The organism is Streptomyces chromofuscus (assembly GCF_015160875.1).
GTDB lineage: Bacteria > Actinomycetota > Actinomycetes > Streptomycetales > Streptomycetaceae > Streptomyces > Streptomyces chromofuscus.
Genome location: NZ_CP063374.1, coordinates 6,109,031 through 6,121,717 on the forward strand (window position 1 = coordinate 6,109,031; position 12,687 = coordinate 6,121,717).

7 protein-coding genes are annotated in these 12,687 nt (G+C 72.8%); 5 read left to right on the forward strand and 2 right to left on the reverse strand.

Features of this window, described 5'->3' with window-relative positions; translation table 11 throughout:
* Positions 1–183 precede the first annotated feature (183 nt).
* Together IPT68_RS27570 and IPT68_RS27575 are read right to left on the reverse strand one after the other, a co-directional pair.
* Positions 184–804 (reverse strand): hypothetical protein, encoded by a 621-nt coding sequence (locus IPT68_RS27570; RefSeq protein ID WP_189698553.1) that lies wholly within the window; start codon positions 802–804, stop codon positions 184–186.
* A gap of 363 nt (positions 805–1,167) precedes the next feature.
* Positions 1,168–3,333, reverse strand: coding sequence for a RecQ family ATP-dependent DNA helicase (locus tag IPT68_RS27575; protein ID WP_189698554.1), 2,166 nt, complete (start codon positions 3,331–3,333; stop codon positions 1,168–1,170).
* 141 nt (positions 3,334–3,474) lie between these two features.
* On the opposite strand from IPT68_RS27575, the gene IPT68_RS27580 reads away from it, so the two are divergent.
* From IPT68_RS27580 to IPT68_RS27600, 5 genes are all read left to right on the forward strand, one after another.
* Complete coding sequence (locus IPT68_RS27580) at positions 3,475–5,184, forward strand: DUF4192 domain-containing protein (RefSeq protein ID WP_228039941.1); 1,710 nt, start codon at positions 3,475–3,477, stop codon at positions 5,182–5,184.
* Between the two features lie 736 nt (positions 5,185–5,920).
* A complete protein-coding gene (locus IPT68_RS27585) occupies positions 5,921–7,789 on the forward strand; it encodes a glycogen debranching N-terminal domain-containing protein (RefSeq protein ID WP_229818425.1) in 1,869 nt (622 codons plus the stop codon).
* Between the two features lie 221 nt (positions 7,790–8,010).
* Positions 8,011–8,769: an NUDIX hydrolase gene (locus IPT68_RS27590; protein ID WP_189698555.1), complete on the forward strand. Its 759-nt coding sequence runs from the start codon at positions 8,011–8,013 to the stop codon at positions 8,767–8,769.
* A gap of 170 nt (positions 8,770–8,939) precedes the next feature.
* Positions 8,940–11,378: an ATP-binding cassette domain-containing protein gene (locus IPT68_RS27595; RefSeq protein ID WP_228039945.1), complete on the forward strand. Its 2,439-nt coding sequence runs from the start codon at positions 8,940–8,942 to the stop codon at positions 11,376–11,378.
* A gap of 176 nt (positions 11,379–11,554) precedes the next feature.
* On the forward strand, positions 11,555–12,442 hold the full coding sequence (locus IPT68_RS27600; RefSeq protein ID WP_189698557.1) for a FadR/GntR family transcriptional regulator: 888 nt from the start codon (positions 11,555–11,557) through the stop codon (positions 12,440–12,442).
* Positions 12,443–12,687: the final 245 nt, after the last annotated feature.

A 12,687-nucleotide genomic window follows, 5' to 3' on the forward strand; every position in this document is an offset into this window, starting at 1 on the left:
GCGAGTGCGCCGTCCCGGCGGCGACTGCACGGCGCGGCCTTTGGCGTCTGCGGACGACCGGCGTGCGCATGCCCTCCGGCCTCGTGCCGGCAGAGGCGCTGAGAGGTGCTGTGACGTCCTGCCGGCCGTGCCTCCGTACGCGCTGGTGCACGGCGTCGGTGCGGTACTCGCGGTCCGCGGCCGTCAGCGGGCTGCCACGCGGCTGAGAATCTCGGAGGCGGCGCCTCCGGTGCGCGGCGGTGGCGGCGGTGCCTCGGACGTCGCGAACGGCTCGGGCGCCGATTCGGAGTTGGGGCGGCGGCCGCCGCGGCCCTCGCCGAGGACCTGCCAGCCGTCCCGGGTCAGCGTGATGTACGCCCCGCAGCGCAGTCCGTGCAGTGTGCAGGCGTCGCGCAGGCCCCACATCCAGGCCCCGTCCTCCTCCGTCCAACGGGCGTCGCCGTCACGGCAGTAGAGCAGCACGGCCGTGCGCACCGGCGCGCGGCGGCGCAGGTCGTGCGGGATGACCCGGCGCAACTGGTCGAGCAGGGCGTTGCGCAGCATCCAGCCGTCTGCGGGCGCCGGACGCCTGGTGAACGAGGCGCTCGCACAGAGCCGTTCGTCCGCGTCGAGCACGGCCACGATGGCCGTCGACAGCTTGGGGCGGTGCCGCGTGTGCAGTCCGCCGACGACCTCCCGCGGGTTGCGCAGCAGCGGGATTCCCGCAGCGGCCCACTCCGCGGGTTCCAGTACCCGGGCCACGGTGTTGGCTGATGCGGAGGTCGATGCGGAGGCCGCGGAGGACGGAGCGAATCCGAAGGTCACGTTCCTCCCTTCGGCTACGCGCCCACACTGCGGGCGGGGTCTGGATCGGGGGAGCGCACACCGCAGGGGAGCCCTGTCTGGTCACGGGGCGAGCCGTGCGGGGAGCGGACCTCAATTCTTCCTGTCGAACTTGGATGCGGCAACGAGCAATTGGGGCGACCGAACCATATTGAGTGGTCTGTGGCTTATATCCGTACCCGGTGGGGCGGGGAGTGATGCCGGGTGGGACACCGCGTGCAGGACGTTCGCGGGCCGCACGCGCGCGTGGAACGCGAGCGGCGCCGTGCGTGTGAGTGGCGCTGGGCGTGCGACCGGCCCTGTAGGTCAGTCCTGCACGTCGGCCGTACAAGTCAGCCATGTAAGTCAGCCCTGCACGGCCAGAACGAGGGGCAACACCCCCTGCGCACCCGCGCGCCGGAGCATGCGGGCGGTGACCGCGAGGGTCCAGCCCGTCTCCGTGAAGTCGTCGACGAGGAGGACGGGGCCGCGCGTCTCGGCGAGTGCCGAGGCCAGGCCGGCCGGTACCGTCAGGGCACCGGCGAGCGCCTTGAGGCGCTGTGCGCTGTTGCTCCGCGGGACCGGCGGCCCGTCGGCCGTGTACTCCACCGATCCCAGCAACGGCAGTCGGCCGACCTCCGCGATGCGGGCGCCCAGTGAGTCGATCAGCTGCGGCCGGGTGCGTGAGGCGACGGTGACCACGCCGGCCGGACGCGGCTGGGCGTCCTCTCGGCCCGAGGCCCAGCCCCCGGGACCCTTGGCCCAGTCGACCAGGACGCCCACGACCGCCTTCGCCACGTCGTCCGGCACGACACCGTCCGGGGCCTGCGGTGCCAGCATCGGCCGTAGCCGGTTGCCCCAGCCGATGTCCGACAGCCGCCCCAGCGCCCGGCCCGGCGCGGCCTGCTCACCGGCCGGAATACGGCCCTTGAGGTCGATGCCGATCGACGGCAGCCCGGTCGGCCACATCCGGCGGGGCTCGACCTCGACGCCCGCCCGGCCCAGATCGCCGCGCGCGGCGTCCAGCGAGGCCGCGGACGTGTCCACGGTGAAGCGCGCCCCCGCGCAGTTGTCGCAGCGCCCGCAGGGTTTCGCGCCCTCGTCGTCCAGCTGGCGTTGCAGGAACTCCATGCGGCAGCCCGTGGTCGACGCGTACTCCCGCATCGCCTGCTGCTCGGCCTTGCGCTGCCGGGCGACCCAGGCGTAACGCTCCGAGTCGTACGTCCACGGCTGCCCGGTCGCGGTCCAGCCCCCCTTGACCCGCCGCACCGCCCCGTCCACGTCGAGGACCTTGAGCATGGTCTCCAGCCGGGAGCGGCGCAGCTCCACCAGCGGTTCCAGGGCGGGCAGGGACAGGGGCCGCTCCGCGTGCGCGAGGACGTCCAGCGTGCGGCGTACCAGCTCCTCCGAGGGGAAGGCGAGCGAGGCGAAGTACTCCCAGATGGCCTCGTCCTCCTTGCCCGGCAGCAGCAGCACCTCCGCGTGCTCGACACCGCGCCCCGCGCGGCCGACCTGCTGGTAGTAGGCGATGGGGGACGAGGGCGAGCCCAGGTGGACCACGAAGCCGAGATCGGGCTTGTCGAAGCCCATCCCGAGGGCCGAGGTGGCGACCAGGGCCTTGACCTTGTTCCCGAGCAGATCGTCCTCGGCCTGCTGGCGCTCGGCGTTCTCCGTCTTGCCGGTGTACGACGCGACGGCGTGCCCGCGGTGCCGCAGGAACGTGGAGACCTCCTCCGCGGCGGCCACGGTCAGTGTGTAGATGATCCCCGAGCCCGGCAGCTCGTCGAGGTGGTCGGCGAGCCAGGCCATACGGTGCGCGGCGTCCGGCAGCGTCAGCACGCCGAGGCTCAGGCTCTCCCGGTCCAGCGGACCACGCAGCACCAGGGCGTCCGAGGATCCGCCCGTACCGAGCTGCTCCGCGACGTCCGCGGTCACGCGCGCATTGGCGGTGGCCGTGGTGGCGAGCACGGGGACGCCCGCCGGCAGGTCGGCGAGCATGGTGCGCAGCCGCCGGTAGTCCGGGCGGAAGTCGTGGCCCCAGTCGGAGATGCAGTGGGCCTCGTCCACGACGAGGAGCCCGGTCGCGGCCGCGAGCGCGGGGAGCACCTGGTCGCGGAAGTCGGGGTTGTTGAGGCGCTCCGGGCTGACCAGCAGGACGTCGACCTCGCCTGCGGCGATCTCCGCCTGGACGGCGTCCCACTCCTCTGTGTTCGCGGAGTTGATGGTCCGGGCGTGGATACCCGCCCGGGCCGCGGCATCGACCTGATTGCGCATCAGCGCGAGCAACGGCGAGACGATCACGGTGGGGCCGCTGCCGCGTGCCCGCAACAGCGAGGTCGCCACGAAATACACCGCGGACTTGCCCCACCCCGTGCGCTGCACGACCAGGGCCCGGCGCCCGTCGGCGACCAGCGCCTCGATCGCCCGCCACTGGTCCTCACGCAGCCGGGCGGTGCCGGTGGTGTCTCCGACCAGGCGTGCCAGGACCGCGTCGGCGTCCGTGCGGAGTTCCGCGTTGCTCGTGTGCTCCATGCGTCCATACAACAGGACGGCACTGACAGACGGGCCGGACGGCTGTGGAAAGGCGGGGCGGCTGTTGACGGCTGTCGTGTCCCTGATCGAAGTTATCCACAGGTGCAAGCGGAGTTCTGGATTCCGAGAGATCGTCGGCGCATGACGAATCACGGCGAAACGACTGGATCATCCGAAAACGACGACGTGACCGGCCGGGGTGGAACGCGTCCCTCCACCGGTCACGGTCGGCACGGCGACGGGCTCGCGTATGACGGGGGTGGATCAGACGGGCCGGCGCATGACGGGGGCGGACGACAAGGGCTCACGCATGAAGAGGGCCGACGAGACCAGCCGGCGCATGACGGGGGCGGACGATACGGGCCCGCGCAATACTGCGGAGGCACTGATTTCCCTGACGGAAGCGCCTACGACGAGCCCGCCACCACCCACCGCGTCACCCTGCGCACCCCGGCGGAGCTGGCTGACGCGCTGCCGTATCTGCTCGGGTATTGCCCCGAGGACAGCATCGTGCTCGTCGCCCTCCACGACAGGGGAGGGCGCGGGCGGTTCGGCGGCCGGGCACGGCTCGGCATTCCCGCGAGTCCGGACGACTGGGAATCCGTGGCAGGGCAGTTGGCGCAAGGGCTGGTGTGGGGAAGCGAGCGCAGAGGAGCGCGGCCCGAGCAGATCGTGGCGTACGTCTGCCAGGAGCCCGGCGAGGGTGAGACCGGTCGTCAGGTCATGGAGCGACTCCTCCCGCTGGCCCACGAACTGCGGGTCCAGTGCGGCCGGCTCGACGTCCCGGTGATCGAGGCCCTGTGCATCTCGGACGGCCGTTTTTGGTCGTACTGCTGCGAGAACCCGGGATGTTGCCCCGCCGAGGGCCTGCCCATGGGGCTGCCCGGCACCTCCGTCCTGGCCGCCGCGGCCACCTACGCCGGGCTCCAGGTGCGGGGGAGCCTGCGGGAGCTGAGGGCGAGGCTTCAGCCATGGGAGACCGCCGCGGCCCTGGAACAGGAGGCCGCGCTGGACGCCGGCAGCATGGCCCTCGTCCCCAGGATGCTGGACGGCACCAGCCGCGCGGAGGTGGCCGAGGAGACAGTGCAACTGGCCCGGCAGGTCATGAGCCGGCTGGCCGAGGCGCCGTTCGTATCCGGCGCGTTCATGGCGGACCTCCGCGACGACGGACTGCTCCGGAACGACGAGGCCGCGACCTTGATTCTCGGCTTGCAGGACCGCTCCACCCGCGACCGGGCGGCCGAGTGGATGGAGGGTGACGAGGCGACTCTCGCGCTCCGGTTGTGGCGAGCGCTGGCCCGCCGGTGCGTCGGCCCCTACGGCGAGCATGCCGCTGCGCCCCTCACCCTGGCGGGCTGGGTCGCCTGGTCGACCGGCGACGACCTCGAGGCCCGCGAGGCGCTCGCCATGGCGCTCGGCTCGGACCCCAGTTATCTCTTCGCCCGCCTTCTGCACCAGGCCATCAACGAAGGCCTGGATCCGGAGTCCATCAGGCGCTGTCTGCGCGCGGAACGGGACGGCCGCGCCCGGCCGCCGGCCGAGCGGCTCGTCGAGGCGCAGAGCATTGATGGCGACGGGGGTGGTGCCGACGTATCCGAGTCCGTGGCGGGCTCGCGAGCGCGCCGCCGTGAGTTGCCCGCCGGTGACGCCGACGACGGCTCCCTGCCTACTCAAGAGCTGCGGAAGAGTCCGCTGCCGTCGCGCAGGTTGCCGACAGGCGGCACGGCCCCGGGTGCGGGGCGGACCGGCGGTACGCGTCCGCCGACGGCCGGAAGGGCGGGCGTACGGCGTCGTGGGACGTCCGGGCGAGGCGTTTCCTCTGGTGGCAGCGGCACCAAGGGGGAGGTATGAGGGCGGCCGGGAAGGCTGCCGGGGCAGCTGGATCAGCCGTATCTGCGGGATCAGCCGGGTCAGCCGGATCCGCGCTACTCACGAGCGTCCGATCGCCGCCCGGAGCTTCCGCGCCGACCACCCCGGCATGCGCCCCGCCCGCCATTCGGGCGGGTCGGCGGGGCGGGGGCGTGACCCGGAGGAGCCCCGGTCCGTTCACCTGAGTGGCGGAACGCCTGGACGGGTCGCGCCGCCACGACGCAGTGTCCCTGCCGAGCCCTCCGCCCGGCCCCGAACGAGCCCGAGGCGCACAGAGCGCAGAGAAAGCAGCCCGATGCACCAGCCGACTCCGCCCTCCGCCGCCGACGACCGCACGCGCCGGCCGACCCCGCCCGCTGCCGACGAGGACCGGCCAGCCCGGGGCCGTCAAACGCCCCGCCCAGGGCCAGGCACCGGCCCGCCCCAGTGGACCGAAGCCCTCGCACACCGGATGCCACCCGCACAGGGCTCGGGAGCACTGGCACGGCCGACCAGCCAGAGCTCGCCACATCCGCCGAAGCCGACGGGCTCGCCCACGGTTTCTCCGCCGAGGCCAACGGGCAGGACCACGCCCCGTCCCGCGCCGTCCCCCGCGGCGCCCTCACCGGCCCAGCCCCCGAGCCCACCTCCGCGCCGCACCGGCGAACTGCCGCCTGCCCACACCGCGCTGGTCTGTGTCGCCCTGCCGGGCCTCGCGATCTCCACGGAACACGGGCAGTTGACCGGCCAGGGACTGGACGGCTTCTACCGCGCGGGCCGGCGTCTGCTCTCCCGCTGTCAGCTTCGGGTGGCCGGGCGTGAACCGCTCCCGGTGCAGGCGCGGATGACCGGTGCCGATCGCGCCCGCTTCGTGGGCACCCTGCGGGCCTCGCCGCTCGCAGGACCGGACCCGGACGTCGTGGTCGAGCGCACCCGGCACGCGAACGGCACGGAACGGATCACGCTGCACAGTGCGGCGCCCCGCCCCCTGCGTCTCCCCGTCGAGGTCGCCCTGGGCACGGACCTGGCGGCGATGGGTGCGATCGCGTCCGGCCGCGCGGGGCCGGAAGTGCCCGCCGACGTTCATGACGCCGGTCTGCGCTGGTCGGACGGCACACAGGCCTCGTCGATCACGGCCGACCCGCCGCCCGCCGACGCACTGGCCTCAGCGGGGCTGCTGCGCTGGGAGTTCCACCTCCCCCCGGGCAGCAGCATGAGTGTGGAGTTGAGGGTGCGCCCGGACGGGGCGGGACCCGTGCGGGCGGTCGGCCGCACGGCGACGAGCCCGCTCGCCCAGGCCGGCGCGTCGGGCGACGACCCCGGCGTACAGGCGCTCCTGCGGACCAGCGTCGAAGACCTCCAGGCGCTGCTGCTGCGCGATCCCGCGCATCCGGCCGACGTGTATCCGGCCGCCGGGGCACCGTGGCGTTGCGGCCTCGCCCCGGCCGAAGCCCTCGCGGCCGCCCGGATGGCACTGCCGCTCGGCACCCGGCTCGCCACGGGCACGCTGCGCGCGCTCGCCCGTGGCCAACTGACCGGACCCGGACGGCAGTCCGGCATGATCCCCGGCCCGCGCCGGGACGCGGGCGGCCACTTGCCGCCCGGCTGTACCGGCACGGAGGCCACACTGCTCTTTCCCGCGCTGCTCGCGGAGGCCCGTCGTTGGGGGATGCCGGAGCACGAGACGGAGGAGTTGCTGCCGGCCGCCGAGCGCTGTCTCACCTGGTTGCGGACCGCCGTGGGCGACGGCACGTACCTGTGCGACCCGCAGCCCGGCGGCCCCGCCCGCTGCGAGACACAGGCGCACGCCCATCGCGCGGCGCTGCTCGGCGCGGATCTGCTCGACGCCTGCGGCATGCCACGCGGCGCGGAGCTGAGGGAATGGGCCCGCGCACTGCGGGCGGCGTTCCGGACCGACTTCTGGGTCGACGACCTGGGCGGCGGACGGCCGGCGGCGGCCCGAGCCCCCGACGGCCGCCTCGTACCGCACCTCGGGGCGACCGCCGTCCACCTCCTCGACACCGGCCTGCTGGGCGGGGGCGAATCGGCGCCCGGGCTGCTCGACCGGGTCCAGACCGAGCAGCTCGCCCGGCTCCTCGGCAGCCCGGCGATGGACTCGGGGTGGGGGCTGCGTGGGCTGGGGGCCAAGGAGGCCGGGTACAACCCGTTCGGCCACCGCGGCGGCGCCGTGCGAACGCAGGAGACGGCGATCGCGGTCGCGGGGCTGGCGTCGGCCGGATTCGAGGAGGAGGCCGGTTCGCTGCTGCGGGGCGTCCTGGCGGCCGCCGGGGCGTTCGGCCACCGGCTGCCCGAGATGTACGCGGGAGAACAGCGCACCGACGGCAGCACGCCCCTGGCCCACCCGGCCGCCTGCCGCCCCGCCGCCACCGCGGCCGCCGGCGGGATCATGCTGCTCACCACTCTCGCCGGCATTCGCCCGGACACCCCGGCCGGCACGGTCACGCTGCGTCCCGTCCGCAGCGCGCCCCTCGGCGAGATCACCCTGAATGGATTACGGGTCGCGGGCGCGCCCTTCTCCGTTCGGGTCAGCCGACTCGGCCTCGCCATGGTCGAGGAGGCGGCCGAGGGGCTGCAGCTGGGAGCGTGACCCGGCCGGCAGATCTGGGGCCGATCCAGTGGGCCGGGGGACGAGCGAGAGACCGAAACGCTGATCGCACACGGCAACCGGGCGGCGTGACCTCGGACGACGGGACGGTGTGCGAGGGCCGGGAGCCGCAGGTGGGGAGCGTGCCGCCCGGATGCCGACCGTCAGCCGAAGCGGCTGACGAAGGGAGTGTTTATCGTCAGGCAGACGACTATGATCGCGGCATGCCCTACGACCCGTCAGCCTTTCCGCCCTTCGCCGTGACCGTGGACCTGGTCGTGCTGACCGTACGTCGCCATGCCCTGTGTGCGCTGGCGGTACGCAGGGGTGAGCCACCGTTCCAGGGGCGCTGGGCACTGCCCGGAGGTTTCGTGCGGGCCGACGAGGACCTGGCACAGGCCGCCGCGCGCGAACTGGCCGAGGAGACCGGGCTGCGCGTCCACGACCCCTCCGTCCCGGCCCAGGACAACGGCGCCCACCTGGAGCAGCTCGCGACCTACGGCGACCCCAAGCGGGACCCTCGGATGCGCGTCGTCAGTGTCGCCCATCTCGCCCTCGCCCCCGACCTGCCCGCCCCGCGTGCGGGCGGCGACGCCAGCAACGCCCGCTGGGCGCCGGTCGAGGAGCTGCTCGAACAGGGCGGTTACGGCCGTGACGGCGAGCCCGTGGCGCCGCTGGCCTTCGACCACGCGCAGATCCTCGCGGACGGGGTGGAGCGGGCTCGCTCGAAGATCGAGTACTCGTCGTTGGCCACGGCGTTCTGCCCGCCGGAGTTCACCGTCGGTGAGCTGCGCCGCGTCTACGAAGCGGTCTGGGGAGTGGCGCTGGACCCGCGCAACTTCCACCGGAAGGTGACGGGCACGCCGGGCTTCCTGGTGCCCACGGGCGGTACGACCACCCGGCAGGGCGGCCGCCCTGCCCAGCTCTTCCGCGCGGGCGGGGCGACGCTCCTGAACCCGCCGATGCTGCGGCCGGAGGTGTGACACCGGACCGGATCACCGGTTCCCGTCGCGTGCGCGGGACTCGAAGAGCGTGGGGAAAGTCGGTAGAAAAGCCACAAAAAACCTTCCGGTGACGAGGTACCTGATCACATCCCGCGAGGCAAGGCCTGAAGTGCCCGATAAAACGGACATAACGCGCTATCTTGCTTTGGGTGATCCAGGCCTTCGGACTGACCAGCTATTCCCGCAAGGGCCTTACGCCTGCCGTCGACGACGTCTCCTTCGAAGCGCCCGCGGGTCGCGTCACCGCGCTGCTCGGAGACCCGGGTGCCGGAAAGACGACGACCCTCAGGCTGATGCTCGAACTCCAAGAGGGCCGTGGCATCACCTATTTCAGAGGCCGTCCGCTGCATCGCATCGCCCACCCGTCGCGCGAAGTCGGCGTTCTGCTCGGCGACGTGCCGGGGCACCCCGGCCGGACGGTTCGCGGCCATCTTCGCATGCTGTGCGCCGCCGCCGGTGTCTCCACCCGTCGAGCCGACGAGGTACTGGAGGTGGTTGGCCTCGTCAGCCTCCGCGACGAAAACCTGGGGACGCTCTCGCGCGGCATGGACCGCCGTCTCGGCATCGCGTGTGTCCTGCTGTCCGACCCGCACACCATCGTCCTCGACGAACCCGCCGCCGGGCTCTCGGCCCGTGAGAGCAGTTGGCTGTACGGCATGTTGCGGGCCCACGCGGCCCAGGGCGGAACGGTCCTGTTCACGCTGTCCGACCCCAAGGAGGCCGCGCGCACCGCGGACTGCGTCGTCACCCTGGAACAGGGCAGGGTCGTCGCCGACCAGGAGGCCGCGCAGTTCGCCCGCACCCGGCTGCGGCCACGTGTCGCCGTCCGCAGCCCGCACGCCGCCCGCCTCGCAGCCCTCCTCACCAAGGAGGCCCGCACCGCGCACCGCTCCGTCGAGGTCGTCCTGGAAAGCGGCAACCGGCTCTCCGTGTACGGCAGTACCTGTGCCGACGTCGGCGAAACGGCGTTCCGCCACGGCGTCCTCGTCCTCAAACTCGCCGACGAGGTGGGGGACATGGGTCCGGGTGCGGGAACGGCATCGCCGTATGAGTCGCATCAGTCGCGAGGGTCGCAGGAGTCGCAAGGGTCGCAGCAATCGTCTAAGTCACCAGCGCCGCAGGAGTCGCGGGAGTCGCACGAGCTGCGTGGTTCGCAGGAGGGGCGTAAGGGACAGGAGCGGGAACCTGCCGAGGAGGTGTCCGAGCCGGAGGCGCGTCGGCCCACGGCCGGCCTGCCGCGCCAGTCCGACAGCGGTTTGCACGCGGCCATCACCCTTTCCTCGGGGTCGGCGGAGACTGAGGCAGTCGACAAAGCGACTTCCCACGCGGCGACCTCCGGCACAGCGACCTCGGGCGCGGAGAAATCGGGCAACGCGACGTCCGAGAAGGCGACCTCCGGCAAGACGACTTCCGGCGGCAGCGGCAGAACGAGCATCGGCCTGTCCGGCCGAACGAGCATCGGCAAGGCCGCGACCGACGAAGCCACGCCCGCCGCGGCCGCGAGCGGCGAAACCCTCGACGGCACACCCACCGCCCAGCCGAGGCCCGCCGTGCGCGGATCAACGCCCGCCACCACGTCGCCCACCACCGCGCGACCAGCCCCCGCCCCGGAGGTCTCCGAGGGCACAGACCATCGGCACTCGGTCAACGTCCGCACCTCGGCGACCCACCAAGGCTCCAGGAATTCCGCGGACGTCGAGAAACCCGTCGACCCCGATCTCGAGACTCCCGGTAACCTCAGCTCCCCCGGAAGCCATCAGCGCCTCACCGGCCTCACGGGAACGCTTCCCCCACTTCCACCCCCCATCTCCGTCCACCCGGCCCGCAGCCCCCTCCGTCCCCTCCGTTACGAACTCCGGCGGGCCACGGGGATCAGCACCGGATTCGTCACCTGTGCCACGGTGCTGGTGGTGTCCGCGCTCACCGCTCTCGTCCTGGCACGGATCGGGCACACCCCGCAGGGGCGCCTGTTCGCCGCGTGGCCGCAGCAGCTCCCGCTGCCACCCGCGGCGCTCGGTGCGGGGCTGCTGGGGGCGCTGTCGTTCGGGGACGAGTTCCGCCACCCCGCTCTGGCGGCGGACCGCGGCACCGTGCCCCGCCGGCTGGGGCTGCTCACGGCCAAGCTCCTCGTCGCCGCGGCCACCGCACTGGCCCTGGCCGTCCTCACGCTGGGCTGCGACGCCGAAGTGCTCTATCTCGTCTACGGAGCGGAACTCGCGAAGGTTCCCGGCGACTGGTTGTCGCTGAGCGCCAGTTGGTTCGGGCTCATGGTCGGGTGCGCCTGGGCCGGGGTGCTGGCCGCCGGTGTCTTCCGGTCCACCACGGCCGGGCTCGCCGCCGTTCTCGCCGTACCGATTCTCGTTGTGCCTCTCGTACAGAAAGTCGTGGAGGGATCGTCCGTGCGAGCCGCCGCGGGTTTCCCGATGCGGATGCGTCAGCTGTTTCTGCTGCAGTGGCCCTTCGGCGGCGAGCGCTATCTGGAGGCCGCGGCGCGGGTCGTCGCCCAACCCGTCGGCAGCGCGCTGACGTTGTCGCTCGGCGCGCTGCTCTGCGCGTATGTGCTCACGACGCTGCGGAGCAGGGTCTGACGACCACCTTCTGACAACCCTCCGCGCCCTTCCGTTCTGGTGGTGCGCACAACTCCCTCGGGAAAGCCCATTTCTTTCCGATAAGGCGTCAATTGCGACGGGGTGAGCGATCACCCTTTCGTGTGCTTTTCACCAAAGACCTCAAGGGAGTTGGAAACAGCGCCGACAAAGGATCCGTGAGTACCCTTGCGCACACCATGATGACCTCCGCCCGCTCCACCGACTCCGGTCTCGTCGGCCCGGGCGAACTCGACCGCTACCCCTACGCCGAGGCCCCGGGCCCCGACCGCGTGGGCGCCCCCGCGTGGGAGAGCGCGGACCCCGAGCTGGGCCGTGTGGGCCGGCGCGCCGCGGGCAGCCGCGGCCGCGGACTGCACGGCCAACTTGTACAGCAGCTGGGACAGATGATCGTCTCCGGCGATCTGGGGGCGGACCGCCCCCTGGTGCCCGAGGAGATCGGCCAGCGCTTCGAGGTCTCCCGGACCGTCGTCCGTGAGTCGCTCCGCGTCCTGGAGGCCAAGGGCCTGGTCAGCGCCCGCCCGAACGTCGGCACGCGCGTGCGTCCCGTCAGCGACTGGAACCTGCTCGACCCCGACATCATCGAATGGCGGGCCTTCGGGCCGCAGCGCGACGACCAGCGCCGCGAACTGAGCGAGCTGCGGTGGACCATCGAACCCCTCGCCGCCCGCCTGGCCGCCGGGCACGGGCGTGAGGACGTCCAGCAGCGGCTGTCCGACATGGTCGAGATCATGGGCCACGCGATGCAGCAGGGTGACGCGATCACCTTCTCCCGCGCCGACACCGAGTTCCATTCGCTGCTGATCCAGATCGCGGGCAACCGGATGCTGGAGCACCTCTCCGGCATCGTCTCCGCCGCGCTCCAGGTCTCCGGCGGCCCGGTCACCGGCTGTGACCGGCCCAACGAGACGACCCTGGCGCACCACGTCAGGATCGTCGACGCCCTGGCGACCGGCGACGGCGGGGCCGCCGAGGCGGCCATGCGGCAGCTGCTGACCGTCCACCCCGAGGTGGAGCGCGTGGTGCCGGCGCCGCGCGAGCACTGACCGCACCCGCGGTGTGTCACGGCCGGGAGGTGTCCGAGGCTTCCCCTTCCCCCGGGCATCGCTCGGCCGGCAGTTCGTCCTCCGTCGGACCCCGCAGGTCTCGTCCGGATCTGCGGGGTCCGACGGTGCGACGGACCCCGCGGCGCGTTCGGAACGGTACGAGTCGGCGACCTGGGTGACCTCATCTGTCCGCGCCTGACCGTTTTTGACCGCTTACGGGGTGTGACTCGGGCCACGCGGATTGG